General features: G+C 69.1%; 25 protein-coding genes. 9 read left to right on the forward strand and 16 right to left on the reverse strand.

Going from position 1 to position 23,855, the window contains the following annotated elements; genetic code table 11:
• Positions 1-459: 459 nt before the first annotated feature.
• From ACH34R_RS29905 to ACH34R_RS29915, 3 genes are all read right to left on the reverse strand, one after another.
• Entirely contained in the window at positions 460-1,365 is a 906-nt protein-coding gene (locus tag ACH34R_RS29905; RefSeq protein ID WP_397564865.1) for an oxygenase MpaB family protein, read from the reverse strand.
• Positions 1,366-1,410: 45 nt separating this feature from the next.
• Positions 1,411-2,289: an alpha/beta fold hydrolase gene (locus tag ACH34R_RS29910; RefSeq protein WP_397564866.1), complete on the reverse strand. Its 879-nt coding sequence runs from the start codon at positions 2,287-2,289 to the stop codon at positions 1,411-1,413.
• Between the two features lie 196 nt (positions 2,290-2,485).
• The gene (locus tag ACH34R_RS29915) at positions 2,486-4,429 is read right to left on the reverse strand and encodes a DEAD/DEAH box helicase (protein ID WP_397564867.1); all 1,944 of its coding nucleotides are present in this window, start codon (positions 4,427-4,429) and stop codon (positions 2,486-2,488) included.
• Between the two features lie 371 nt (positions 4,430-4,800).
• On the opposite strand from ACH34R_RS29915, the gene ACH34R_RS29920 reads away from it, so the two are divergent.
• A complete protein-coding gene (locus tag ACH34R_RS29920) occupies positions 4,801-5,475 on the forward strand; it encodes a ferritin-like fold-containing protein (protein WP_397564868.1) in 675 nt (224 codons plus the stop codon).
• 240 nt (positions 5,476-5,715) lie between these two features.
• Here ACH34R_RS29920 and ACH34R_RS29925 read toward each other — a convergent pair whose 3' ends face one another.
• The 5 genes from ACH34R_RS29925 to ligD (ACH34R_RS29945) form a co-directional block, all read right to left on the reverse strand.
• Positions 5,716-5,946 (reverse strand): DUF3107 domain-containing protein, encoded by a 231-nt coding sequence (locus ACH34R_RS29925; RefSeq protein ID WP_397564869.1) that lies wholly within the window; start codon positions 5,944-5,946, stop codon positions 5,716-5,718.
• Positions 5,947-6,052: 106 nt separating this feature from the next.
• Positions 6,053-6,673 (reverse strand): TetR/AcrR family transcriptional regulator, encoded by a 621-nt coding sequence (locus ACH34R_RS29930; RefSeq protein WP_111172037.1) that lies wholly within the window; start codon positions 6,671-6,673, stop codon positions 6,053-6,055.
• A gap of 98 nt (positions 6,674-6,771) precedes the next feature.
• The gene (locus tag ACH34R_RS29935; protein ID WP_397564870.1) at positions 6,772-7,005 is read right to left on the reverse strand and encodes a hypothetical protein; all 234 of its coding nucleotides are present in this window, start codon (positions 7,003-7,005) and stop codon (positions 6,772-6,774) included.
• A 59-nt stretch (positions 7,006-7,064) separates the two neighbouring features.
• Positions 7,065-7,952 carry a non-homologous end-joining DNA ligase gene (ligD, locus tag ACH34R_RS29940; protein WP_397564871.1) on the reverse strand — a complete coding sequence of 296 codons (888 nt, stop codon included), beginning with the start codon at positions 7,950-7,952 and terminating at the stop codon, positions 7,065-7,067.
• Positions 7,949-8,884 (reverse strand): non-homologous end-joining DNA ligase, encoded by a 936-nt coding sequence (ligD, locus tag ACH34R_RS29945; protein WP_397564872.1) that lies wholly within the window; start codon positions 8,882-8,884, stop codon positions 7,949-7,951. Before ligD (ACH34R_RS29945) ends, ligD (ACH34R_RS29940) begins: the two co-directional genes overlap by 4 nt.
• 133 nt (positions 8,885-9,017) lie before the next feature.
• Between ligD (ACH34R_RS29945) and ACH34R_RS29950 the strand changes: the two genes are divergently transcribed.
• Both ACH34R_RS29950 and ACH34R_RS29955 read left to right on the forward strand, forming a co-directional pair.
• Positions 9,018-9,917, forward strand: coding sequence for a Ku protein (locus ACH34R_RS29950; RefSeq protein WP_397564873.1), 900 nt, complete (start codon positions 9,018-9,020; stop codon positions 9,915-9,917).
• A gap of 41 nt (positions 9,918-9,958) precedes the next feature.
• Positions 9,959-10,585, forward strand: coding sequence for an endonuclease (locus ACH34R_RS29955; RefSeq protein WP_397564874.1), 627 nt, complete (start codon positions 9,959-9,961; stop codon positions 10,583-10,585).
• Between the two features lie 673 nt (positions 10,586-11,258).
• On the opposite strand, the gene ACH34R_RS29960 is transcribed toward ACH34R_RS29955, so the two are convergent.
• Complete coding sequence (locus ACH34R_RS29960; protein WP_397564875.1) at positions 11,259-11,588, reverse strand: DUF6247 family protein; 330 nt, start codon at positions 11,586-11,588, stop codon at positions 11,259-11,261.
• Between the two features lie 318 nt (positions 11,589-11,906).
• A complete protein-coding gene (locus ACH34R_RS29965) occupies positions 11,907-13,166 on the reverse strand; it encodes a hypothetical protein (protein ID WP_397564876.1) in 1,260 nt (419 codons plus the stop codon).
• Between the two features lie 670 nt (positions 13,167-13,836).
• Here ACH34R_RS29965 and ACH34R_RS29970 point away from each other — a divergent pair.
• Entirely contained in the window at positions 13,837-14,379 is a 543-nt protein-coding gene (locus ACH34R_RS29970) for a dihydrofolate reductase family protein (protein WP_397564877.1), read from the forward strand.
• A 294-nt stretch (positions 14,380-14,673) separates the two neighbouring features.
• Here ACH34R_RS29970 and ACH34R_RS29975 read toward each other — a convergent pair whose 3' ends face one another.
• Genes ACH34R_RS29975 through ACH34R_RS29990 form a run of 4 tightly spaced genes read right to left on the reverse strand, consistent with a single transcriptional unit; the run spans position 14,674 to position 16,670 of the window.
• Positions 14,674-15,576 (reverse strand): TIGR03619 family F420-dependent LLM class oxidoreductase, encoded by a 903-nt coding sequence (locus ACH34R_RS29975; RefSeq protein WP_397564878.1) that lies wholly within the window; start codon positions 15,574-15,576, stop codon positions 14,674-14,676.
• Between the two features lie 55 nt (positions 15,577-15,631).
• Positions 15,632-15,889: a hypothetical protein gene (locus tag ACH34R_RS29980; RefSeq protein ID WP_397564879.1), complete on the reverse strand. Its 258-nt coding sequence runs from the start codon at positions 15,887-15,889 to the stop codon at positions 15,632-15,634.
• A gap of 14 nt (positions 15,890-15,903) precedes the next feature.
• Positions 15,904-16,218 carry a hypothetical protein gene (locus ACH34R_RS29985; protein WP_397564880.1) on the reverse strand — a complete coding sequence of 105 codons (315 nt, stop codon included), beginning with the start codon at positions 16,216-16,218 and terminating at the stop codon, positions 15,904-15,906.
• Entirely contained in the window at positions 16,215-16,670 is a 456-nt protein-coding gene (locus tag ACH34R_RS29990) for an ATP-binding protein (protein WP_397564881.1), read from the reverse strand. Before ACH34R_RS29990 ends, ACH34R_RS29985 begins: the two co-directional genes overlap by 4 nt.
• Positions 16,671-16,856: 186 nt before the next feature.
• On the opposite strand from ACH34R_RS29990, the gene ACH34R_RS29995 reads away from it, so the two are divergent.
• The 4 genes from ACH34R_RS29995 to ACH34R_RS30010 all read left to right on the forward strand — a co-directional run bounded on the left by ACH34R_RS29995 (position 16,857) and on the right by ACH34R_RS30010 (position 19,710).
• A complete protein-coding gene (locus ACH34R_RS29995) occupies positions 16,857-17,687 on the forward strand; it encodes a helix-turn-helix domain-containing protein (RefSeq protein ID WP_397564882.1) in 831 nt (276 codons plus the stop codon).
• Complete coding sequence (locus tag ACH34R_RS30000) at positions 17,669-17,866, forward strand: DUF397 domain-containing protein (protein ID WP_397564883.1); 198 nt, start codon at positions 17,669-17,671, stop codon at positions 17,864-17,866. Before ACH34R_RS29995 ends, ACH34R_RS30000 begins: the two co-directional genes overlap by 19 nt.
• A gap of 43 nt (positions 17,867-17,909) precedes the next feature.
• Positions 17,910-18,281: a hypothetical protein gene (locus tag ACH34R_RS30005; protein ID WP_397564884.1), complete on the forward strand. Its 372-nt coding sequence runs from the start codon at positions 17,910-17,912 to the stop codon at positions 18,279-18,281.
• A 202-nt stretch (positions 18,282-18,483) separates the two neighbouring features.
• Positions 18,484-19,710 carry a vanadium-dependent haloperoxidase gene (locus tag ACH34R_RS30010; protein WP_397564885.1) on the forward strand — a complete coding sequence of 409 codons (1,227 nt, stop codon included), beginning with the start codon at positions 18,484-18,486 and terminating at the stop codon, positions 19,708-19,710.
• A 65-nt stretch (positions 19,711-19,775) separates the two neighbouring features.
• Here the strand turns inward: ACH34R_RS30010 and ACH34R_RS30015 are convergent, their stop codons facing one another.
• Positions 19,776-22,001, reverse strand: a complete 2,226-nt coding sequence (locus ACH34R_RS30015) for an ATP-binding cassette domain-containing protein (protein WP_397564886.1) — start codon at positions 21,999-22,001, stop codon at positions 19,776-19,778.
• 61 nt (positions 22,002-22,062) lie between these two features.
• Between ACH34R_RS30015 and ACH34R_RS30020 the strand changes: the two genes are divergently transcribed.
• Positions 22,063-23,106: a WYL domain-containing protein gene (locus ACH34R_RS30020; RefSeq protein WP_397564887.1), complete on the forward strand. Its 1,044-nt coding sequence runs from the start codon at positions 22,063-22,065 to the stop codon at positions 23,104-23,106.
• Positions 23,107-23,249: 143 nt separating this feature from the next.
• Here the strand turns inward: ACH34R_RS30020 and ACH34R_RS30025 are convergent, their stop codons facing one another.
• Positions 23,250-23,618, reverse strand: a complete 369-nt coding sequence (locus ACH34R_RS30025) for a hypothetical protein (RefSeq protein WP_111170721.1) — start codon at positions 23,616-23,618, stop codon at positions 23,250-23,252.
• Between the last annotated feature and the right edge of the window lie 237 nt (positions 23,619-23,855).

A 23,855-nucleotide genomic window follows, 5' to 3' on the forward strand; every position in this document is an offset into this window, starting at 1 on the left:
CATGGCCTTCGCTTCGCTCAGCCGCCTTCCTTGTGTCGGGCTTCGCCCGACGTGGGTACCGCGTCGTTCGCTCGCTGGCCGGTGGGAAGGGCTGGGTGCTGATACGGCGCTCTGCATGGGGGCGGGCCACGCGTCACCGCGCTCGCGCACCGGATCGCCGCGCTGCCGCCCGGCGTGGCCGAGGTCAGTGGTCCGGTCCCGGACCTGTGTGAGGAGGGCCAGGCGTACGTCAAGGTCTACCCGGCTCCGTAGGCCGTCGGGGATCGGATGCGCCGCGTGGCCGAGGCCAGTGGTCCGGTACCGGACCTGTGTGGGGAGGGCCAGGCGTACGTCAAGGTCTACCCGGCTTCGTAGGCCGTCGTGGATCGGATGCGGCGCGCGGTCGAGGCCGGCGCGCGGACCCGGGACGCCGAGCTGGGCCTGGAGGGCCTGTTCGACGCCCTGGACGCGACCGGCTGATCAAGGACGGGCGGGCCAGCGGCGGGGATCGCCGAGGCCGCGCAGGCCCTTGGCGGTGTCGTAGCCGGCCGCCGCGAACCGCTGCCGCGAGGCGGCCAGCATGGCCCGGGTGCTCGGCATGAACGCCTTGTGGTGGACCCGCTCGGGGAGCTGGTTCATGGTGAACCGGAAGGCGGCGAGGGCCGCCGTCACGACCGGCGCGGGGACCTCGGGCAGCACGCCGTACATCCGCCTGGCCCAGGCCGGCAGCGTGTAGTAGCACAGCGCGCCGAACGGGAAGTACACCGGCTTGCCGGCGCTGAGGTGCCGCAGGTCTTCGGGCAGGCGCGGCCAGAGCAGGAAACGCACGGCCGAGGCCGCTTCGGGGGTGAGCGCCAGGGCGGGGCGAATCGCCGCGAAGTAGGACCTCATCTCGGCCAGCGACCCAGGCACGTCCTCCGGGTGCAGGCCCACGTAGGCGGCGCTGCGGCGCTGTTCGGCCAGGTACCGGTCCGCCTGGCGGTCGGTCAGCCGCAGCCCGCCGCGCCTGGCCGTCTCCAGGTAGGAACTCACCTCGGCGCAGTGGACCCACAGCAGCAACTCGGGGTCGTCCACCCGGTGCGACCTGCCGGTGTCCGGGTCCTTGATCCGCAGCGCGCGGTGGATGCCGCGCACCCGCCTGCCGATCTCCTCGGCGTCCTGCGGGCTGCCGTAGGTGACGCGCCCCACGAAGTCCGCGGTACGGCGGAGGCGGCCGAACGGGTCTTCCTGGAAGTCGGAGTTCTGCCAGACGCCGCGCATGGCGAGCGGGTGCAGCGCCTGGAGCATGAGCCCGCGCACGCCGCCGACCCACATGGCGCGGTCGATGTGCACCCGCCAGGTGACCGTGTGCGGAGGCTGGACCACGATTTCCGCATCGCTTTCCATATAGGGGTAATAATCTCGCGAACCCCCGGCGATCCGGCAAGCGGGTCAGAACGGGCCGTGGTATCCGGTCTCGGCCAGGTTCCAGAACCTGATCAGCGCGGCGGCCGTGGTCTCCGGCGCCTCCACGGCGGGCGAGTGCGCCGCGCCGGGCACGACCACGCAGTCGGCGTCGAGTCGCCCGGCCATGTCGGCCTGCGACTCGGGCGGCCAGCCGTCGTCGTGCTCCCCGTACAGGACCAGGGTGGGCACCTCGACCTCGGCCAGCTCGTCGGTGCGGTCGCGAGCGGTCAGCACCTCGTGGGCCATGGTGGCCAGGCCGGTCACCGAGTTGGCCAGCAGCCGCTTGTGCAGGAACGCCCTGATCTCGTCGGACACGCCCGCGGCGATGCACTCGGGCTCCAGGCGTTCGTACCAGATGCGCTCCACGCCGCGCTCGGGCAGCTCGTCCATCATCACCCGGCCGAACCGTTCGCGCCGCCCGACGATCGCCGCCGGGCCCGTGCTCATCAGCGTGTAGGAGGCGAACTTCGTGCGGCCGTCGATCACCGCCTCACGGGTGACCAGGCCGCCGAAGGAGTGGCCGACCAGGTGCAGCGGCTCGCCGCCGGAGATCTCCTGGCAGAGTGAGTCGATGTCGTCGCCGAGCGCCGGGCAGCGGTAGGCCCCTGGGTCTTCCGGCCCGGAGGTCTCGTACTGGCCGCGCATGTCGATCGCGATCACCCGGCGGCCGGACTGCGCGAGCGGCTGCATGATCGCCAGGAAGTCTTCCTTGCTGCCGGTGAGCCCGGGAACCAGGATCGCCGGCCATCGCTCGGGGACACCGCTGATCGGAAGCGCCTCCAGAACGGCGAAAGCGCCCGTGGCGGTCTCGATCCGCTCGGAGCGGACGCCTTCCGGCAGGGTCAGAAATCGCGGCGTACTCACGTGTGACCACAATACCCAGCGCCGCCCTCCCCGACACCGCCGTAGTGCTTACGCTGGTGCTAGCGGGGTGGCAGCGACATTTCATAACCAGTGGGTCAGTAGCGGGGAGGGCTGTCCGCAACCGTTCCGGACAGCCCATTGCGCTTCAGCACCCGCCCGGACCGTTGCGGCCGGGCGGGGGCCTCACCTGGGGTGGTCAGTTACGGCGGGCGTTGTTCCCGCGAGGACGGCCACCGGCGGGCGGGCGGCGACGGCGCTGAGAGATGCGCTCGGTCGCGGCCGAGGGCGCGATGTCGTCGTCGTCCGTGGCCAGATCGGGTGACCGGAAGATCACCGTGAAGGGGCTCGCCGGGATGATCCGCTCGGCCTCGCGCCGTGTGGCGTTGGCGTGCTCCATGCCACTCACCTCCTGGGTGTGGAAACGATCGACGGGGAAGTCGCCATAGTCGCCGTGGTCATCGGCGTCGGCGTCGTCATAGTCGTCGTCGAAGTCGTCCTGATCGTCGCTGTCTTGATCGTCATAGTCCTCGTCGTAGTCGTGGTCGTAGGCGTCGTCGCGGCCCGATGTCCGGGTGGACTCGGGTTCCACGGTCGGCACGATCTCCGCCACCTCCGCCGCCTCCGCCGCTTCGGTGGCCACCGTGGCTCGTGCGGCCTGTGCGACTTCTGCGGCGTTTGTGGCTTCCGCGGCCTTCGTGGCTTCCGCGGCGACGGTCGTGATCGGCTCGGCTGCGGCGGCCTCCTCCATGGCCCGGCCGCCCCTGGTGCGGCGGCGCTGGCGGGTACGGGTGGGCCGTTCGTGGCGCTCGTCGCCGTCCCGGTCCTGGTCGCGCTCCCGGTCCTGGTCCCGGTCTTGGGCGCGCTCCTGGTCGCGGCCACGGTCACGGTCACGATCGCGGCCACGGTCTCGGTCGCGATCCCGGTCCCGGTCGCGCGGCCGGGTGTTGTCGCGCCGGCCGCCACGTCCGCGCGGCCTGCCGGTCTCGCCCAGATCCTCGATCTCCTCGGCGTCCAGCCCGGCGCGCGAGCGCTTGTCCCGGGGCAGGATGCCCTTGGTGCCCTCAGGGATGCCCAGCACCGAGTAGATGTGCGGCGAGGTGGAGTAGGTCTCCTCGGGCTCGGCGAAGTCCAGGCCCAGCGTGTTGTTGATCACCTTCCATCGGGTGAGATCCTCCCACTCCACGAAGGTGACCGCCACGCCGGTGCGCCCGGCCCGGCCGGTGCGGCCGATCCGGTGGACGTACGCCTTGTCGTCCTGCGGGCAGTCGTAGTTGACCACGTGCGTGACGTCGTCGATGTCGATGCCCCGGGCGGCCACGTCGGTCGCCACCAGCACGTCGACCTTGCCGTTGCGGAAGGCGCGCAGCGCCTGCTCGCGCTGGCCCTGGCCCAGGTCGCCGTGTACCGCGGCGGCGGCGAACCCGCGCTCGTGCAACTGCTCTGAGACCATGTCGCAGGCCCGCTTGGTCTCACAGAAGACCATCGTCAGCCCGCGCCCGTCGCACTGGAGGAGCCGCCCGACGATCTCGATCTTGTCCATCCGGTGTACCCGCCACACGTGCTGAGCGACCTGCGGCGCGGACTCCGGCTCGATATCGGTGTTCTCCGCCCGCACATGGGTCGGACGGTTGAGGTAACGGCGGGAGAGAGTGACGATCTCCCCCGGCATGGTCGCCGAGAAGAGCATCGTCTGCCGGTCGGCCGGCAACAGCTTGATGATCCGCTCGATGTCGGGCAGGAAGCCCAGGTCGAGCATTCGGTCGGCCTCGTCGAGCACCAGCATGGTGACCTGGCCGAGGTCCAGGTGCTTCTGCTTGACCAGGTCGAGCAGCCGCCCGGGGGTGCCGACGATCACATCGACGCCCGCGCGGAGCGCCTCGACCTGTGGTTCGTAGGCCCGCCCGCCGTACACGGAAAGGATCCGTGAGCCGAGCTTGCCGGCGGCGGCGGTCAGGTCCTCGGTGACCTGGAGCGCCAGTTCTCTGGTAGGGACGACCACCAGCCCGCGCGGCTTCTTGCGATTCTTCCGGGGCTTGCCGATGCGTTGCAGCATGGGGATGCCGAACGCGTAGGTCTTCCCGGTGCCGGTGCGAGCCTGGCCGATGACGTCCTGGCCGCTGGCGGCCAGGGGAAGTGCCATCTCCTGAACAGGAAACGGCGTCGTGATGCCCTCGGTCTCGAGGGCATCGGCGATCTCTGGAATGACTCCGAGGTCTCGGAAAGTCGTCAGCGTGTGCCTGCCTAAGTCTCCGTGGAAGGCGGCCATGCCGGGACCACAGGCCGTAAGATTCCCCCGTACAGGGGTCCTCGCGGAAGGCCAGCCCTCATCAATTCATCAGCGACCGGCGCACCACTGACATGGGGGCATCCGGGGGCGTCGCCCTCGGATCTACTCAGCGCGGTCGCACTTTCACAGAGCAGTGTACTCGATAGCACAACAGAGAACAGATTTCTGGTTGTTCCCCACGTTTCGGTCTCGGGATGAGCCCTACTTACTCGTACCCTGCATCCATGACTGAAACCCCTCCCGCGGCGGGTTCTTCCGGAGTCACCGACCTTCTGGGCGTCCTCGCCTACGCCGAGCTGACCGCTTTCTGGCGGCTCGCCGAGGACGCGGCCAGGCTCGCGCCCTCGCTCACCGACCGTGCCGCGCTGAGCGACCTGGCGGCGACGGAGTACGGGCACTTCCGTCTGGTGCGCGACCGGCTCACCGAGATGGGCGCCGACCCCGAGGAGGCGATGGCCCCCTTCGTGGGGGCGCTGGACGACTGGCACGCCAAGACCCGGCCGGGCGATTGGCTGGAGGCGCTGGTGAAGGCGTACGTGGGCACCGGGATCGCACAGGACTTCTACCGCGAGGCGGCCCGGCACGTGGACGCGCGGACCAGCGGGCTGGTGGACGAGGTGCTGGCCGACGAGGGGCGTTCGGAGTTCGCGGTGGAGCGGGTGCGGGGCGCGCTGGGGCAGGACCCGAAGCGGACTGGACGGCTGGCCCTTTGGGCCAGGCGCATGGTGGGGGAGGCGCTGAGTCAGGGCCAGCGGGTCGCCGCCGCGCGGCCGGACCTCGCGGCGCTCCTGGTGGAGCCGGCCGGCGAGGACCTCGCCGAGATCTCCCGGATGTTCGCCCGCCTCACCGAGGCCCACGGCAAACGGATGAGCGCCCTCGGCCTGACCCCAGGTCCTTGATGCCGCTCGCCAAGGGCGGGGGCACCGGAGGTCACCCCGGGCGGCCCGGCTCTGACCCCTGACCCCGATCACCCCGGTAGCCCTGAGGCGGCCCGGCTCTGGCTCCTGACCCCGATCACCCCGGTAGCCCTGAGGCGGCCCGGCTCTGGCTCCTGACCCCGGTTGCCCCGGTTGCCCCGGCTGGCTTGGCCTGGGGCGGCCCGGGGCGGCGGGCGGGAGTCGCCCGCCCGTCGCCCGGGGTCAGAGAGTGCCGCCGAAACCGGCCGGACGGGGCTCGTCTTCGCCGATCTCCACGAAACCGAGTGATTCAACCGGTATCACGATCCTGCGCCCCCGCACGTCGGAGATCGCGAACACGCCCCGCTCGGCGGCGAGCGCGCTGCGCAGCTCCTCCTCTACCCGCTCGGCGGTCCAGTCGGTCTCCACGATTAGCTCACGGTGTACCGACCGCACGCCGATCTTGATTTCCATCGGATTCCCTTTCGACGCGGGCTGCTCCTACCATGGTCGCCCCCGCCTCGCCGAATGTGACGGTTGATCGCGTCAAGCGAACAGAGGTTCAGGTGGCGGCCGGCCTTCAGGTGCTGAGCGGGAAACCGCCGATGCCGCGCCAGGCCAGGCGGGCCATGAGCTGCGTGGCCGCCTCCTTGGGAATGGAGTCTCCGCTGGTCAGCCAGTAGCGGGCGCTGACCTCCGCCATGCCCACCAGCCCCACGCCCAGCAGGTGGGCCTCCTCCTTGGAGCAGCCCGTGTCCTCCTGGATGACCTGACTGATCATGGCGGCGCTCTCCCGGAGCGAACGCTCCATGCGCTGCCGCACCGGCTCGACGTTGCGCAGATCGGACTCGAACACCAGCCGGAACGCCTCACCCTGGACCGAGACGAAGTCGAAGAACGCGCCGATCGCCGCCTGCACCCGCTGCTTGTTGTCGGTCGTCGCGGCCAGCGCCTCACGGCACCGGCCGACCATGTCGTCGACGTGCGTGTCGAGCAGCGCCAGGTAGAGCTCCAGTTTGCTGGGGAAGTGCTGGTAGAGCACCGGTTTGCTGACCCCGGCCCGCTCGGCGATCTCGTCCATCGCGGCGGCGTGGTAGCCGTTCTCGACGAAGACCTCCTGTGCCGCGCCGAGCAACTGGCGGCGGCGGGCCAGCCGGGGCAGCCGGGTGCCCCGGGGCCTCGCGTCCGGGGTTGCGGTCACGGCGGTCTCCTAGCTACGGCCCGGTACGGGCTCGCCGTCCTGGCTCGATCGGGTCTCGCGACATCCTATGCATGAGCATTACCGCCGAGTAGCACGGCTCAGCGGTAATCGTCCTCGTCGAGGTCGACGGTACGCTCCTGCTCGGCCGCGTCGAAGGGATCGACGTCGAACGGGATCTCCTGCCGCCACCGCAGCCCGGCCGACTCCCTCATCTCGCGGTGCTGCTCGGCGGCGTCGGCCTCCTCGGTCTCTATCGCGATCTCCTGCACGGTCGTCTCGTCGTCGAGCGCGCGCTCGGTGAGACTGTCTCCGCGCACGTCCATCTCCGACATCGGTGGTCCCTCCCTTGATGAACCGACAGTCACCACCCTACGGCCCCCCACCGACAACGCTAAGGGGCCACCGGCCCGAACAGATCTCCGTGTTCCTCCACCCGGGCCAGCACGTCGGCGGCGGTGAACACCAACTCGCCCGCATCATCGCACTCCTCGACCTCTTCCCAGGTGAGCGGCGTTGACACGGTGGGGCGCGCGCGGGCGCGCAGCGAGTACGGCGCGACCGTGGTCTTGGCGGTGTTGTTCTGGCTCCAGTCGATAAGCACCTTCCCCTCGCGCACCTTCTTGGTCATCACGCTGACGATCTCGTCCCGGTGCTCGGACTCCAGCCGCCGCGCGACCTCCCTCGCGTACTCCCGGGGGTCGTCCTCGCGCCGCCACGGCGCGTAGAGCTGCATGCCCTTGCTGCCGCTGGTCTTGGGGCAGGCGCTCAGCCCGTCCTCGTCCAGTACGTCGCGCAGCAGGCCCGCCACCCGGCAGCACTCGACGATCGTCGCCGGAGGCCCCGGATCGAGGTCGAAGACCAGGGTGTCCGGGTCGCGCGGCCGGCCCTTGCCGTCCACCCGCCACATCGGCACGTGCAGCTCCAGCGCGGCCAGGTTGGCGAAGAACACCAGCGCCGGCAGATCCTCGATCACGGCGAAGTCGATGGTGTCGCGGTCCTTCGTACTGCCCGGCGTGGGCACGTTGACGGTCCTGATCCAGTCCGGGACGTGCTTCGGCGCGTTCTTCTCGAAGAAGAAGGGGCCCTCGACGCCGTTCGGGTACCGCTTGACGGTGAGCGGCCGTCCCCGCAGGTGGGGGAGCAGGACGGGGGCGATGCGCGAGTAGTAGTCGATCACCTCGGCCTTGGTGAAGCCCTCCTCCGGGTAGAGCACCTTGTCCAGGTTGCTCAGCCGCAGGTCCCTGCCCTCGACCTTGACGGGCACCCGGCCGCCGCTCACAGGATCACCTCCGCTGGGATCTTGTCCGGGCGCAGGCCCCGCCAGACCGCGTTGCGCAGGCGGCGTTCTTCCGTCCAGACGGTGAAGGCCACTTCCCCCACCAACTCCGGACGAACCCACCGGGAGCCACGGGCGATCTCCGGGGGAACGGGGACGCAGAACGGGCTCTCTTCCGTTTCCAGCGGGGCCAGCCTGGCGTAGAGGTCGTCCAGCACGGCGTCGGTGAAGCCGGTCCCGACGTGGCCGACGTAGACCAGGCCGCGCACGCCGAAGGCCCCCATGAGCAGCGAACCGACCCCTCCGGCCCGGCGTCCCCTCCCCGGCCGCCATCCGCCGATCACCACGTCGCGCATGTCCAGGTTCTTCACCTTGATCCACCAGTCCGAGCGCCGCCCCGGCCGGTAAGGGGAGTCCAGCCGCTTGGCGATGACGCCTTCCAGGCCCTTCTCGCGGGTGATGGTGAGCAGTTCGGTGGCGTCCCCGGGAAAGCGCGGCGGTACGTCGATGCCGAGCCGTTCGAGCAGGTCGCGGCGGTCCAGGTACGGGACGTCGAACAGGTCGTAGCCGTCGAGGTGGAGCAGGTCGAACGGCAGGTAGGTGACCGGGACGAACTCCGCGAGCCGCCCCGGATCGGTCACGTGCATCCGCCGCTGGAGGCGCTGGAAGGCGGGCCTTCCGGTGCGGTCGAAGGCGACCAGCTCGCCGTCCAGCACGACCCGGTGCCCGGCGAGGTCCACCGCGAGTCCGGCCACCTCGGGGTAGCGCGAGGTGTAGTCGGCGGCCTGCCGCCCGGTTATCCTGACCTGGGGGTCCTGGTAGTCCTTGTAGACGATGGCGCGGATTCCGTCCCACTTGATCTCCAGCGCGTAGCGGGAGCCCTCGGTGGGGAGAGCGCCGGGTACGGCGAGCATCGGAATGACTGGATATGGCATCGGATCCCCCATGACGGGTATGTGCCCCGATGGTGAGATAACTCATCGGGGTGTGGCGGGAGTCGAACCTGAGTGCGAAAATCGGGTGAGCGGCCGGTGGGGGTTCGGGCTCAGGTTCGGATGAGGAGAGGCGATGCGCAGCATCTGGAAGGGCGCGATCTCCTTCGGGCTGGTCACGATCCCCGTGAAGCTCTACTCCGCGACCGAGCAGAAGGACGTCAGCTTCCACCAGGTGCACCGTGAGGACGGCGGGCGGATCCGGTACAAGCGGGTGTGCACCATCGACGGCGAGGAGGTCCCCTACGCCGACATCGCCAAAGGTTACGAGCTGGCCACCGGCGAGATGGTGATCCTCACCGACGAGGACTTCGAGGACCTGCCGCTGTCCACGTCCCGGCGGATCGACGTCCTCCAGTTCACTCCGGCCGAGCAGATCGACCCGATCTACTTCGCCAAGTCCTACTATCTGGAGCCCGACGCGCAGGGGGCCAAGCCGTACGTGCTGCTGCGCGACGCCCTGGAGCGTTCCGGGCAGGTCGCGGTCGTGAAGATCGCGCTGCGGCAGCGCGAGTCACTGGCCACGCTGCGCGTCCGCGACGGCATCTTCGTGCTGGAGACCATGCTGTGGCCGGATGAGATCCGCCAGGCCGAGTTCGCGTTCCTGGAGGAGGAGATCGACGTCCGGGCCCAGGAGTTGAAGATGGCCGAGTCGCTGATCGAGACGATGGCCTCCGACTTCGACCCCGGCGAGTACCACGACAGTTATCGTGAGGCGTTGCAGCAGGTCATCGATGCCAAGGTGGCGGGCAAGGAGGTCGTCCAGCCGGAGGGCGCGCCCGAGGAGGCCGGGCCTGCGGTGGACCTCATGGCCGCGCTGCGCGCGAGCGTGAACGCCGCCAAGCGGGAGCGGGAGGGCGCACCGGCCCGCAAGCGTGGCGGGAAGGCCGCCGACGAGAAGCCTGCCGAGGAGAAGGCCGCTGAGGAGAAGGGCACCGAGGAGAAGCCCAAGCGGAAGTCCCGTAAGTCCGCGTAAGTCTGTTTTGGTGGGTAGCGGGCGGTGGGGAGGGAATTTCGATGAGTGATGTTGCTACGGTCCTGAAAACCGCTGGTCAGACCTATGCCGAGCAGGCCGGTATCAAGCTTCGCGACCAGCCGCGTCCGCTCTGGCAGCTTCTGGTGCTGGCCAACCTGCTGAGCGCCCGGATCAACTCCGACGTGGCCGTGGCCGCCGCCCGCGAACTCTTCGCCGCCGGCGGCGACACGCCCAGGGGGATGGCACGGCTGACCTGGCAGGATCGGGTGGACGCGCTGGGGCGGGGGCACTACGTGCGGTACGACGAGAGCACGTCGAGCCGGCTCGGCGAGTGCGCCGAACTGCTGGTGGGCGAGTACGGCGGGGACATGCGGAAGGTCGCGGAGGAGGCGGGCCGGGACCCGAAGCGGCTGCGGCAGGCGCTTCAGCGGTTCAAGGGCATCGGGGAGACGGGGGCGGACATCTTCTGCCGCGAGGCCCAGGAGGTGTGGCCGTGGCTGCGGCCGTACTTCGACAAGCGGGCCCTGTCGGGCGCGGGGCGCGTGCATCTGCCGCGCGACCCGGGCAAACTCGCCCGCCTCACCAAGCCGGACGACCTCGCCCACCTGGCGGCGGCCCTGGTCCGCATCTCCCGCGACACCAAACTCGCCCGCAAAGCGGACACCTGACCTCCGGCGGCGGGGCAGCGCTCCGCGCACACTCGACGGCCTTCGCTTCGCGCACCTCATGGCCTTCGCTGCGCTCAGCCGTCTTCTTTGATGTCGGGCTTCGCCCGACGCCGGTACCGCGCCGCTCCCTCGCTGATCTCTGGGAAGGGCCGAGCGCTGGGTGAGAGACATACGGCCCTGTTCGTCGGGCGCGTGTCACGGTACGGCATGCCGTGGTACCCGCCGTCTCGCCGTACCTGGCCGGGCCCTGTGCCCGGTGTTTCGCGTGTGCTGTGGCCGGTCGCCGTTCCCAGCACCGGCTGAAACGCCCTTCGCGCCGCCCCCGTTCCTACCCCCCGCCTCCGGCGAAAATGGTCTTCGCTGCGCTCAGCCGTCTTCTTTGATGTCGGGCTTCGCCCGACGCCGGTACCTCGCCGTTCGCCCGCTGACGGCTGTCGACGCTCCTCAGCGCGTTGATCGGAGCCCGGTCCCATGCGCCGCCCCGGACGTTCCCGCGCGGCCACCGATCGCGCGGCTCGTCGCTGCTCTTCGAGGATCAGACCCGGCTTCGCCCTGTTCAACGACTCGCCTGCCCAAAGTCGCAGGTGCATCAGACGAACCGGCTCGGCGGAGTGGGTCACCACCCCGCAGGAAGGGCAGCCAGCTCCGCGCAGCCTCGTCGCGGTGCTCGACCTCATTTAAGGCCGACGTTCGCCAGCGTCCCCCGAACCGACTTCGTAGGCACCTCTTCACCTCGCGCCAACCGTCCGGCGGTCTCCAACATCGCCCGGTGCCCCTCCGGATCGGCCGAGGACCAGGCGACACGCCACCAGCGTTCGATGAACGCCCTGACCGGGGCCAAGTCCAGCGGCTCCATCGCCTCGGTCATCACGCCGCGGTACTCGCGGTCGAAATCTCCGACATCCTCAGGAAGCAACGCCGCCCGAATCGCCCGGGGCGACTTCTCCGGCGCGGGAAGGTACGGCGCCCGCGCGCGCCGTGAATCACGTGGTTGCAGCGTCACAACGGGCCTCCAGATCTGCCCTCACCCCCCACGCACGTAGGAGTCGCTTGCGGCATTGGCAGTTCTTTTCGCCGCTCAAGCCAGCCCTGGGCGGCGGCGGTGAGGCGATGTTCTCCGGTACTCGCTCGCTCTGGGGCGGCGTCTCGACGTCGGTTAGCGCTGGGCTTCGGCCGCGTAGTGGTTGCTGCGGCGGGGGTCAGGACACTCCCGGTGCGGTGCGGTGCGGTGCGGTGCGGTGCGGGGCGGCGGGATAGGAGCGCCTGGTCTGCCCTCACCCCCTCGACCGTAGGTGTTGGCAGTTCCAGCGGGTGGCGGTGATCAGGCGGCCTTGCCGCGGGCGATGTAGGCGTTCATGTCGGTGAAATCGAGAGTGATGTTGTTGGGCTTGTGGAAGGCGTGGTCGAAGCCGGCCAGTTTGTAGAAGCCTTCGCCGCCGAGCGTGTTCTTGCCCCCCGCGTAGCTGTAGACGCCCTTGGCGGTGACGCCGCCGAGGCGGATCTCCTTGGGGTAGCAGGGGTAGCCTTCGACGGGCTGACCTGCGGCAAAGGAAGCGAATGGGCGGTCGTAGTCGATGCGTACCCCCAACTGCTTGGCCGTTTCCTCGGAGATGCCCGCGACCTGTTCGCCGGTTCCGCCGATGTTCAGGGACACCACCCCCGTTTGGGAGCCTGCGATGTCGGCGACGCTGCCCTCGGTGTACAGCATGTGCCCACCGGCCAGCCACAACGGCAGCGGCTCGACACCCGCGCGGGCGGCGTCGGCTCGGGCACTCCGGGCCGTCTCGGGGGTGCGGCGGCGCAGGATCAGCGACCGGCCCGCGTAGTCGAAAGTGGACAGGAAGTGGTAGAAGACCCACGTACCGATCATGCCGTCGTGGGCCTCGGGGGCGACCTCTCCACCCGATTCCCGCTCCGACCACCCCACGGGAATGTTGCGCAGCTCGATGCCGCCCAGCTTGAAGGAGTCCAGCACCCCGTAATACAGCCAGATGACGTCGCCGAAGGCCTCGATCTTCTGCTTGGCCACCGCGCTCAGCCCGGCCTCCTTGGCGACCCGCGAAGACACGCCCAACGCGTCGACGTGGGTGTAGAACGAGAAGCGCTTCAGCGGTCCGCCGTTAATCGAGGCTTCCACCAGCGGAAACGGGTCCGTCTGGAGCCATGGCAGTCGCGTGACGTCGCCGTGGATCTGGTACGGCGTACCGCGGATCGCCGCGAACTGTTTGGCGTACGCCTCCTCACCGGCTGCCTGCCAGTGGGGCGCGGCCAGGGAGAGTTCGTCCTGCCGGGTGTGGCAGTCGGCCAGGAGCCGGTTGGTCTGCTTGTCGTCGGGCGCCAGGTTCAGGGCGATCGTGAGGTACTTCTCGGCGTCGTGGAACTTGTTGCCCAGGAGCCCCACATAGCCGCGCTGGCGCGCGGCGTGCACGTTCCTGGGGTCATTCTTCAGAATCTCCTCATAGGCGCGGCCGGCCCGCTCGAACTTGCCGGCCTCGAACAGTGCGTCCGCGTCACTGCCCCCCGCGTACGCCGTGGCCGCGCCCCCTAGCAGGGGCGCGGTCGCGACCGCACCGGTCAGCATGGCGGCTCCTCTCAACAGCGAACGCCGGTCCCATGCTCCGCCATCGGCCAAAGTCTGCTCCCTTTTCGTGATCACCTTCACCGCCCGGACCGCTCCGGCCGGCCCAAGGGCTCTCCCACACGTCCCGCAACCGGCCCGCCGGTCAACCCCACCCACTATCGGCGGGCCGTATTCCCGCCTCGTCCGCGCCATGTCATGGTCGTGTCACCACCGCGCCGACGGTCGCAGCGTGCCTTCCAGCCAGGCGCGAAGCGGCCGAGGGCCTGCCCTAAGGCGGGCCGAAATGCCGCCGCTGAGGGGAAGCCGAGCCAGTGAGCCGGTTTTGAGATTCGGCCGCGGTAGCGGCAGAGGCGGTCGAGCGTCCGGTCGGCGGCCTCGGTTCAGGCGAACCGGCGCGGTACACAAAAGAGGCGGCTGAGCGGAGCGAAGACGATGGCCGTTCTTAGTGCGGTGACCACAAACGATCACCGGCTTGGTCACCCAGCCCGGGACTGAGGACGACCCCACCGGCGGTGTCGTTCACGCTGTACCCGGGCACGTTGCCGACGCTGCGCGGCCGGCACACCCGGCTGCCGGTTGTTCGCGTTGCGCCGCCGCAGATACGCTTGCAACTTCCCACCGGCCGAACTATGAGCCGGCCTCGGGACTCCAAGATCCGTGGAGAAAACGCATGAGTGATGTGGGTTTCGGCACCGGCAAAGTGGTCGTGAACCGGGCGATGTCGCTGGACGGCTTCATCGCCGGCCCTGGCCACGCGATGGACTGGATCGCCGAGTACCTGACCGCGGCCGAGGTCCCGGAGGTCATGGCGGCCACGGGCGCAATGCTCATCGGCCGGGGCACGTACGAGGTCGCCAAGCGTATGGCCGCCCAGGACACCGCCTACGACGGGGGACCACAGTTCGTCCTCACGCACAAGCCTCCCGACGAGCCGGACCCGGCCGTCACATTCCTCACCTGTGGACTTGAGGAAGCCGTTGCCACGGCACGCAGCGCCGCGGGCGGCAAAAACCTGGAGATCCTCGGTGCCGACGTGGCCGCCCAGTGCCTGCGGCGCGGGCTCGTCGACGAGATCCTGGTGTATGTCATACCGGTGCTACTGGGCGACGGCGTCCGCTTCTCACCCCCAAGCCTCGGCAGGATCGACCTGGAACCTTTCAGCAACACCCAGTCGGGCGCCATCACGACGCTCCGCTTCCGTGTGCGAAAGTAGGCGCTGCACTCCAACAGTTGGTGCGGTGACCAGGAACGTTCGCAGAGTTTGAGCACGCCGCCTTGGCGCGGGGGCGGCCCCCCAGCGCTGGGCGGCCAGGACGTCGAGACGGCGGGAGTTGGCGTTATGCCACCGCAGGTGGGCGTGCAGCCTGCGGGCGGACGGCGCGTTACCGGGGTCGGTCGGAGCCCGACATGGAAGAGGGCGGCTGAGCGGAGCGAAGACGATTGGTGAATGCCCCGGGGGGTGGTGGAGTGCTTCCCGGGGCACTCGGGGATGGGCGGCTGGGATGTGTCAGGCGCGGCGGAGGATTTCGGCGGCCATTTCGAGGTAGTGGTCGATGCTGGTGGCCATGAACATCAGGTCCACGATCAGGTGTTGGACGTCGGGTTCGGTGGAGACGCTGTGGATGGCGTTCACGATGTCGTCTACCGTGCCCCCGGGGAATGGGTAGATGCGCAGGATCAGGCCGATCTCGGCCGGGTCGCGGCCCTCCTCGGCGGCGAGTTCCCTGATGTGCCGCATCGGGTTGGTGATCAGCTCTGCCACGTCCACCGGCCCAGGGCCGGTGAGGGGGAGGACCGGGAGCCAGCCGTCGGCGCGCTTGGCGACCCGGCGCATCGCCACCGGGGCGAACGCCGCGAGGTAGATGGGCGGTCGCCGTACCGGCTTGAGCTTGGCGTGGGTGGCCGGCACGGACCAGTACTTGCCCTGGTACTCGGCCGGGCTGGCGGTCCAGAGCTGGTCGAGCGCGTCCAGGCACTCGTCCAGGCGCGGGCCGCGCTCGGCGATCGGTACCCCTGCCGCCTGGAACTCCTCGGGCGACCAGCCGGAACCGAAGCCCGGCACCAGCCGCCCGCCGCTGACCAGGTCGATGGTGGTCAGCGAGCGGGCCAGCATGGCCGGCGGGTACCAGGGGGCGTTCAGGACGTTGGTGCCCAGCAAGGGGGTCTCGGTCACCGCGGCGGCGACGGCGAGCATGGCGAACGGGTCCAGGATGTGGTGGAACTCATCCGGGATCGTCGCGTTGACTCCCGGCGGATAGCCGACGGTGGGGTTGACCGGGGCGAGCAGGCGATCGCCCACCCACAGGCTCCCGGCACCCAACGCTTCTGCTTCCCGGGCGAACCGGGCCACTTCGTCTGCTTGGCGGGCGACGACACCACCGAGTTGGGGGAGGCTGAATCCGATACGCATATGTGGCAATATAGCATATTGAATCTTCAACTACTTTTCGACCCCCTGCTGAGGCTCATCGGGGAGGGCCGCCTGGCGGGGGCCGTGCCTCCGTGTCCGGCGGGTGACGGCTGCCGCGCATCCGCTCGAAGGCGGCGTCCACCAGATGGCCGAGTTCGGCCAGGTCGCGGTTCCGCCTTTCGGACTCGCGTTTCTCGTATGCCTTGATGGCTTCTTCCAGGCTGTTGTACGGCCTGGCGGTGAGCACGATCAGGTGCCCGTTGATCCAATGCAGGGCGATGCTCCCCACGATCGTCCAATCGGAAAGGGCCATGGCGCGGTCATGAATTACGTCCGCACCGTGTACTCGTCGAAATGGCCCTTTCTGGCGTCGGCGACGAACCTTTTCCAGGAAGCGGGTGTGGTGACGACGGTGGTACGCGTCCCCGCCACGAGGTCGCCTATGTTGAGCCGGAGCAGGTCGTCCTGTTCTTCGGGGGTGAACGCGCCCTCTTTGACGGCTTCCAGCCATGTCGAGAAGCCGGCGCGGGACATGTGAACGCCCCTGCTGGTGGGGTCGTTGATCTCCCAAATGTGCAGCCATCGGGCGGTGCCGAGCGGAGAGAACTCGACCTTGATACGGCCGCTTTTGTTTTCCATCATGCGGTTCCTTTCTCGAACCAGACCACCCGGCCGCGCCGGGCCGTGACCATGGAAACGGGATGGTGGCCCCACCTGTCCGATGTGGCCTCGACGAGGGCCAGGCCCCTGCCGCCTCGCCGCAGCGGCATGTCGTCGTCCTCGGGGCCGATCACGCGGGGTACCGTGCGCGAGCCCTGGTCGATGACCTCGACGCGTACCCCGGTGGAGTGAGCGGTGACGACCAGCCCGACCAGGCCGCCCGGGTCGCCGCTCCGGGTGTGGCGGATGGCGTTGGCGGTCAACTCCGAGACCATGAGGAGGAGATCGTCCAGGAAGTCGCCGTTGAGGGAGGGATTGGCCGCCCACATTTCCCGTAATGTCCGGCGAGCGGCGGCGACCTGATCCAGCGTTCCTGGAAAGGTACTTACCTTCCAAACCATGCTAGTCGGGGTGTCTGCCAATAGTCGTCGCATATAGCTCACACAGCCTGGTGGTTTGTCGAAGCGAGCGTTGAGCTTTCACTTTGGTCCAGGGGGGATGGCCCTGTCCTGCGTTGTTGACCGACGTTCAGGGGCAGAATTCAGCCGACCGAGTCCAAGCTTGTCGATGGACGTGATATCCCTAGTCGTGATGCGTAAGCCGACGGTCAGGAGATGGCAATGGCAGAGCACCCCGCCAAACCGAATGCGCTTGTAGTCCGGTTTGGTAGAGAATTGCGTAGACTGCGCAAGCAGTCTGGCATGTCGCAGGGGCGGGTTGCCCGCTTTTGTGGATGCTCAGGAAGCTTGGTATCGAGTGTCGAATTGGCGAAGCGTGTCCCGCAGCCCGATTTCGCTAAAAGCCTCGACCGCCTGTTCGAGACGGATGGCTTCTTCGGAAGGCTCGCCGCTTACATCGCCCAGCCGGCTGCGTCCGGGCCACTGTGGTTCCAGCGGTGGGCTGAGGAGATCGAGCCGGGAGCGGTTGCGCTGCGGACCTGGGAACCGCTGCTGATTCCCGGGCTGCTCCAGACGGCCGACTATGCCCGCGCGTTGTTCAGGGGCGCGAATATGTCAGAGGAGCGGGTCGAAGAACTGACCGCCATCCGGATGCGGAGGCAGCAGGTCCTGACGCGGCCTGATCCGCCCGCCGTGTGGGTGCTCATGGACGAATGGGTCTTGAAACGGCCTGTCGGTGGGCCGGCACTGATGGCCGCGCAGCTCGCCCGTTTGCTGGAGCTGAGCGAGCTGCGACATATCACGATCCAGCTCACCCCTTATGACACCCGATGCTACGACGGTTTCATGTCCGGCTTCATTCTGGCGGAACTTAGTGAGGCACCGACCATAGTGTCGGTGGATTCCGCCGCGAGCGATGAGGTGACGGCCGATCCCACTGCTGTGGCACGGGCAGTGAACTGCTATGAGAGGATACGGGCCGAGGCGTTTCGAGTAGGGCAGTCCGTGGACCTTATCAAGAAGGTATGGGGATCATGGAAGCAGCAGATTTGACCAAAGCCGGGCTTGAAAGGGCCCCCTGGCGGACGAGCAGCTATATCAGTCCCGACGGCGGGAGCTGCGTTGAGGTGGCAGACAACCTGCTCAGGGTGATCGGGGTTCGGGATGGTACAAATCGTTCCGGTCCGGCGCTTCGGTTCGCTCCCGATGTGTGGCGGGACGTCGCTCCCTAGCATGCCCGTGCGATTATCGCGGATCGTCGTAGCGTCCGCCCTGGTGATGACATCGCTCGCCTGTAGCGCGCCCGATCCCTTGGCCGCCTGCTATGAGGTGGTCGACATCCTGGACGAGGCGGAGGTCGATCCGTACAAATGGACGACGCGCCGCACGGCCCCCACCTCCGTCACCGAGGAGAAGGCGCAGGCGGAGGTCATTCGCCGGGTGGCGGCGATGGAGTCCGATGATCCGTACCTGGATGAAGGTTTCGCCAAGCTCCGGCGCGCGGCCGAGAGGCATCGGGCGGAATTGGACAAACTCCTGGACGACTCGCCCCAGGGATCGAATGTCCGGCTGGCCGGATCAACGGCCGGGTACATGCTGATCGCGCTCATCAGGCGGTGCAACATCAAGGCCGGGTACAACTGGTAGCCCCTCTCAAGGCCATCGCCACAATGTGTGATCACTCAGCCACGATACGTTAGCATTGGGTGGTGTTGCCGCCTGTCCGGGAGGCGGCCATACCAGTGGGCGGATATTCCATGCATTACCTATAGGAAATATTGCTAATCCGTCCTGCCTCTGTCTATGCTGATCGCGCCGCACCCCGCCCCACCCTTGAGGAGCACCTAACATGTCGGTTTTGTCGGTTATCGCCGCCGCGCTGGTCGCCGTGCCGCTATCCGCTCCGATCGCCGCCCCGGCCCCCTTAGCCGGGTCGGCCGAGACGTGGCAGCGTGCCGACACCGTGACCGAGTGGTACGACACCACCGCCGCCACGATCGCCGCCGCCGGGGCGTCCGCGCAGGTGACCAACAGCCGCACCTGGGCGATCAGTTGGCTGTCGGCGGCGCGGGCGTTGCGGCATCGGCCGTCGCCGCCCGCGTTCCGGGATGCCGCGCTCGCGTCCGCCCTGCACAGGTCGCTGGTCACGCTGGTGCCGTCGCGTAAGCAGGAGCTGGACGCGTCGCTCGCCGCGTCGCTGGCCCGCATCCCGGAGGGGGTCGACAAGCGGCGCGGGGTGGCCGCGGGCACCCGGGAGGCCGACGCGCTGCTGGCCGAGCGGGACAAGGACGGGCTCGACCCGCAGTCCGTCAGCCCGCCGTACACGCCGGTGTCGTCCGACCCGGGGGTGTGGCGTCCGACGCCGCCTTCGTTCTCGCCGGGCGCCCAGTCCGGCACCCGTGACGCCAAGCCGTTCCTGCTGGCCACCCGCAGCCAGTACCGACCCGCGCCACCGCCCGCGCTCACCTCCGAGCGCTACGTGAAGGACCTGGAGGAGGTCCGGGTGTACGGCGCGGCGGGCAGCACCGCCCGCACGCCCGCGCAGACCGAGACCGCGCAGTTCTGGCTCGGGTCCTCGCTCACGCTGTACGACGGCGTGCTCCGGGCGGCGGTCGTGCAGTCGCAGGACAGGTCGCAGTCCTGGCGTACCGGGCTGGTCGCGCTCTTCCACGTGGCTCTGGTGGACACCCAGATCGCCACATCGGATGCGAAGTACGCCTATGTGCTGTGGCGTCCGGTCACCGCGCTCCAGGTCACAGACCCGTCCTGGACACCGCTGCACAACACCCCGGCGCACCCCGACTACCCGAGCGGGCACAACAGCTACGCCGGAGCGGCCCAGCAGGTGCTCACCGCGCTGATCGGCCCGCGTTCGCGCCGGCCGTACACGATCGGCAGCCCCACCCTGCCAGGCGTCACGCGCACCTACACCGACTGGAAGCGGCCCGCCGACGAGAACATCGACGCCCGCGTGTGGTCCGGCATCCACACCCGGATCGCGGACGAGGTGGGGGTGCGTCTCGGCAGAGACGTGGCCGCGCACACGCTGCGTAACGCGGTGAAGCTGTTCTCCTGAGCCTGCGGCGACGCAGCCCGAAGCCAGGTCCTGGCGCCGTCTGGGGGGCGGCGTCAGGACCATCCTCATGCCTCGTGCACGGCGGCGGCGGTACGGGTGCCGCGCAGCCCGGCCACCGGGCCCTCGTAGAGCACCCGCCCGCCGTGCCTGCCCGGCCCCGGCCCCAGGTCGATGATCCAGTCCGCGTGCCGGATCACATCGACGTTGTGCTCGATGACCACGGCGGTGTGGCCCTGGGCGACCAGCCGATCCAGGATGCCGAGCAGCGCGGCCAGGTCGCGCAGGTGCAGGCCGGTGGTGGGCTCGTCGAGCACGTACAGGGCCGGTTCGGTGGTCTCGCGCAACTCGCGGGCGATCTTGACGCGCTGGCACTCGCCGCCGGACAGCGTGGTCAGCGGCTGGCCGAGGCGCAGGTAGCCGAGGCCGACCTCGTCCAGGTGGCGCAGCGCCTCGCGGACGCGCCGCGCGGGCAGCCGTCCGATCGCGTCACTGATCGTCAGGTCGTCGATGTCGGCGATGGACAGGCCGTCCACCCGGTGGCGGAGTACCTCCTCGGTGAAGCGCCGCCCGTGGCAGGTCTCGCACACGGTCTCGTGACCGTCCATGAACGCCAGGTCGGTGTAGATGACGCCCAGGCCCTTGCAGTCCGGGCACGCGCCTGCCGAGTTGGCGCTGAACAGGCCGGCGGGCATGCCGCTGCGCTCGGCGAACAGCCTGCGGACGGCGGGCGCGATCCCGGTGTAGGTGATGGGGGTGGAGCGGCGGTTGGTGCTCACCGGCCGCTGGTCGATCACCACAGCGTCGTGCCGATCGACCAGTTCGGCGGCCAGGCTGGACTTGCCGGACCCGGCCACCCCGGTCAGGACGGTCAGCACCCCGGTGGGGATCTCGACGGTCAGGTCCTTCAGGTTGTTGCGTACGGCGCCGTCCACCTTGATCGCGCCGGTGGGGGTCCGGGGGCTCGCGTTGAGCGGCGTCCGTTCGCGGAGAGCCGTGGCGGTCGCCGTACCGGACGCCCGCAACTCCTCCGGCGTCCCCTGGAACACCAGCTCGCCGCCGGCGGTGCCCGCGCCCGGACCGATCTCCACGACCTGGTCGGCGATCGCCATGACGGCCGGGTCGTGTTCCACCACCAGCACCGTGTTGCCCTTGTCGCGTAGGTCGCGCAGCAAAGTGGTCATCGCGGCGATGTCGTGCGGGTGCAGGCCGGCGGTGGGCTCGTCGAAGACGTACAGCATCTCGACCAGGCTGCTGCCCAGGTGTTTGACGGTCTTGATCCGCTGCGACTCGCCGCCGGACAGGCTGGTGGTGGCCCGGCCGAGGTGCAGGTACCCGAGCCCGATGGTGATCATGGCCCGCAGGCGTTCCCCGAGGGCGGACACGACCGGCGCGACGGCCGGGCCGCGCACCTCCTCCAGCAGGCCGGCGAGTTCGGTGATCTCCATGCGGGCCAGCTCGCCGATGGTGCGGCCGAGGACGGTGGCGGTGCGGGCGGCCTCGTTCAGGCGTTCGCCGTGGCACTCGGGGCAGGTCTGCGAGCGGGTGAACCGGGCCAGCGCCTCCCGCTTGCGGTCGGACAGGTCATCGGAGGTGTGCAGGTAGATCCGCTCGAACCGGTTCACGACGCCCTCGTAGTCCTTGGGCGGCCTGGTACCGAGCAGGGCGGCGTGCTCGCCGCCGTACAGCAACGCCTGGCGCTCCCGCTCGGTCCAGTCGCGCAGCGGCGTGTCGACCGCGAAGCTGCCGATGTCGGCGTACTGCGAGTACCAGTACCCGCCGTTGCCGAAGCCGGGCAGCAGGATCGCGCCCCCGGCCAGCGACTTGTCCAGGTCCAGGAAGCGATCGACGGCGCTGACCACGATCTCACCGAGCCCGGAGCAGGCCGGGCACATGCCCGCCGGATCGTTGAACGAAAAGCGGTTCGACTCGCCGACGTACGGCGTGCCGATGCGGGAGAACAGCAGCCGCAGGTACGTCCAGGCGTCGGTGATGGTGCCCACGGTGGAGCGCGCGTTGCCGCCGAGCCGCCGCTGGTCGATGACCACGACCGGGGACAGTCCCTCGATCTTCTCGGTCTCCGGGCGGGTCCACTTCGGCAGCCGGTTGCGGGTGAACGGCGGGAACGTCTCGTTGAGCTGGTGCCCGGCCTCCGCCGCGATCGTGTCGAACACCAGCGACGACTTGCCCGACCCGGACATCCCGACGAACACGACCAGCCTGCCGCGGGGGATGTCCACGTCGAGGGCCTTGAGGTTGTTGGTCCGGGCGCCCCGGATGCGGATCGTGTGCATGCGGCCGAGGCTACGCACGGATGTGGCCATTTTCTGACCGCAACAGCGGGAGACTGGAGGTATGGCGGACGTCACCCAGCGCATCCTCGCTCTGCTGGCCACCTTGCAGAGCGGCCGGTCGTTCAGCGGCGACGAACTCGTCGCGCGGCTCGGCGTCAGCCCGCGGACCCTGCGCCGCGACGTCGAGCGGCTGCGGGAGTACGGCTATCCGGTCGAGACCCGGCCCGGCCCCGGCGGTTACTACCGGCTCACGGCGGGCGCGGCGCTGCCGCCGCTGGTGCTGGACGACGACGAGGCCATCGCGACCCTGGTCGGGCTGGCCGCCTTCGCCGCCACCGGGAGCGCGGCCGAGGGCAGTGTGGACGAGGCGGCCACGCGGGCGTACGGGAAGGTCGATCAGTTCCTGCCGAAGCGGCTACGGCACCGGGCGGCCCGGCTGCGCGCGAGCCTGGAGACCGGCGCGGCGCCGGCCCCGAGCGTCAGCACCGCCGTGCTCGCCACGCTGGCCGACGCCATCCAGCGCCGCCACGTCGTGACCTTCGACTATGCGGGCAAGGGCGGCTCGGTGACGTCGCGGCGGGTCGAGCCGTACCGGCATGTCCACCACAGCCTGCGCTGGTACCTGCTGGCCTGGGACGAGGGCAGGGACGACTGGCGGATCTTCCGCATCGACCGCGTCAGCGGTCTCGCGGTGACGACGAGCGCTTTTCGGCCACGCCCGCTGCCCGCCGAGACCGCGCTGGACTATCTGCGACAAGGGCTGAACAAGGAGCGGGAGCGTGTCGTGCTCACCGTGGAGGCCCCGCTGGCGGCGGTCGCCGACGCCTTCAAGTACCAGGACACCGAGCTTTCGGCGGTGACCGACCGGCGGACCAGGGTCGTGCTCTGGCTCGACACCTGGCAGTGGCCGCTGGTGAACCTCGCCTTCCTGGACGCCGACTTCGTCGTCCACGAACCGGCCGCCTTCCGGGCGGCCTTCCGCGATTTCGGCGCCCGCCTCCGGGCGGCGGGGGAACGCGGCTCAGCGGGGGAACGTGGCCCGGCGGGGGAACGTGGCCCGGCGGGGGAACGTGGCCCGGCGAAAGAACGCGGCCCGGCGGGATAGCGGCGGAGCCCGCGGGCATGGCGGAGGCGGGGCCCCGGCGCCCAATTCGAGCGCCTGGAGCCCCGCCGGATATCTGTTATTCCGAACCGCCGCATAATCCGGGAAAAGGATGATTTCCTACCCTGCGATTGGAATGTGGTCGTTTACCAGTGACCGTGGTGGTGGTGGTCCTTGATGATGTGGTAGTTCTTGCGGATGTGGAGGCAGCCTCTCGCGTGGCGCCACCGCACGTGGCCGGTGGCGTGGTTGATCCGGACCGTGGACCGGTTGACCCACCGCTTGTGGTGGCCGTGGCCGCCCCAGTGGCCACCCCAGTGACCGCCGCCGCAGTGGCTGCCACCCCAGTGACCGCCGCCGCAGCCGTGGTGCCCGCCGCAGCCCCAGTTCTGCGTGGTGATGGCGACGCCGGCGTTCGCGGTGGTGGTGGCTGTCGCGGCACCGAGGCCGACGACCCCGCCCGTCACCGCGGTGCTGATGGCCAGGGCCGCGGCGATTTTCTTGACCTTGGGCATTGCGTATCCCCCTTGGAAGGCATGATGGCCCAGTTAGGCATTTGCCCTCTATGACTGGCAATTGCCGAGGATGTCACCACAACGGGTGATCCTGGTTGTCTGATTTCCGGCCTTGAAGGGCGACAAACAGCAATCTCATGCCTTTGCTAACTGATAATCTCTTTATTGCTAGCATTAAACTATTATTAAGTGCTTTCGCCATGTATGTCGCTAATGTCCGATTGCTGTGAAGGGGGC

Source organism: Spongiactinospora sp. 9N601 (assembly GCF_044326295.1).
Lineage (GTDB): Bacteria > Actinomycetota > Actinomycetes > Streptosporangiales > Streptosporangiaceae > Spongiactinospora > Spongiactinospora gelatinilytica.

What these genes read in the sequence shown, in the direction of transcription:
- ACH34R_RS29920 (WP_397564868.1), top strand. Translation starts at nt 4,801, where the DNA reads ATGACTGAAACCCCTCCCGCGGCGGGTTCTTCCGGAGTCACCGACCTT.
- ACH34R_RS30010 (WP_397564885.1), top strand. Translation starts at nt 18,484, where the DNA reads ATGTCGGTTTTGTCGGTTATCGCCGCCGCGCTGGTCGCCGTGCCGCTA.
- ACH34R_RS29975 (WP_397564878.1), bottom strand. Translation starts at nt 15,576, where the DNA reads ATGCGTATCGGATTCAGCCTCCCCCAACTCGGTGGTGTCGTCGCCCGC.
- ACH34R_RS29985 (WP_397564880.1), bottom strand. Translation starts at nt 16,218, where the DNA reads ATGATGGAAAACAAAAGCGGCCGTATCAAGGTCGAGTTCTCTCCGCTC.
- ACH34R_RS30015 (WP_397564886.1), bottom strand. Translation starts at nt 22,001, where the DNA reads ATGCACACGATCCGCATCCGGGGCGCCCGGACCAACAACCTCAAGGCC.
- ACH34R_RS29995 (WP_397564882.1), top strand. Translation starts at nt 16,857, where the DNA reads ATGGCAGAGCACCCCGCCAAACCGAATGCGCTTGTAGTCCGGTTTGGT.
- ACH34R_RS29935 (WP_397564870.1), bottom strand. Translation starts at nt 7,005, where the DNA reads ATGTCGGAGATGGACGTGCGCGGAGACAGTCTCACCGAGCGCGCGCTC.
- ACH34R_RS29905 (WP_397564865.1), bottom strand. Translation starts at nt 1,365, where the DNA reads ATGGAAAGCGATGCGGAAATCGTGGTCCAGCCTCCGCACACGGTCACC.
- ACH34R_RS30020 (WP_397564887.1), top strand. Translation starts at nt 22,063, where the DNA reads ATGGCGGACGTCACCCAGCGCATCCTCGCTCTGCTGGCCACCTTGCAG.
- ACH34R_RS29965 (WP_397564876.1), bottom strand. Translation starts at nt 13,166, where the DNA reads ATGCTGACCGGTGCGGTCGCGACCGCGCCCCTGCTAGGGGGCGCGGCC.
- ACH34R_RS29990 (WP_397564881.1), bottom strand. Translation starts at nt 16,670, where the DNA reads ATGCGACGACTATTGGCAGACACCCCGACTAGCATGGTTTGGAAGGTA.
- ACH34R_RS30025 (WP_111170721.1), bottom strand. Translation starts at nt 23,618, where the DNA reads ATGCCCAAGGTCAAGAAAATCGCCGCGGCCCTGGCCATCAGCACCGCG.
- ACH34R_RS29925 (WP_397564869.1), bottom strand. Translation starts at nt 5,946, where the DNA reads ATGGAAATCAAGATCGGCGTGCGGTCGGTACACCGTGAGCTAATCGTG.
- ACH34R_RS30000 (WP_397564883.1), top strand. Translation starts at nt 17,669, where the DNA reads ATGGAAGCAGCAGATTTGACCAAAGCCGGGCTTGAAAGGGCCCCCTGG.
- ACH34R_RS29970 (WP_397564877.1), top strand. Translation starts at nt 13,837, where the DNA reads ATGAGTGATGTGGGTTTCGGCACCGGCAAAGTGGTCGTGAACCGGGCG.
- ACH34R_RS29915 (WP_397564867.1), bottom strand. Translation starts at nt 4,429, where the DNA reads ATGGCACTTCCCCTGGCCGCCAGCGGCCAGGACGTCATCGGCCAGGCT.
- ACH34R_RS29955 (WP_397564874.1), top strand. Translation starts at nt 9,959, where the DNA reads ATGAGTGATGTTGCTACGGTCCTGAAAACCGCTGGTCAGACCTATGCC.
- ligD (WP_397564872.1), bottom strand. Translation starts at nt 8,884, where the DNA reads ATGCCATATCCAGTCATTCCGATGCTCGCCGTACCCGGCGCTCTCCCC.
- ACH34R_RS29980 (WP_397564879.1), bottom strand. Translation starts at nt 15,889, where the DNA reads ATGGCCCTTTCCGATTGGACGATCGTGGGGAGCATCGCCCTGCATTGG.
- ACH34R_RS29950 (WP_397564873.1), top strand. Translation starts at nt 9,018, where the DNA reads ATGCGCAGCATCTGGAAGGGCGCGATCTCCTTCGGGCTGGTCACGATC.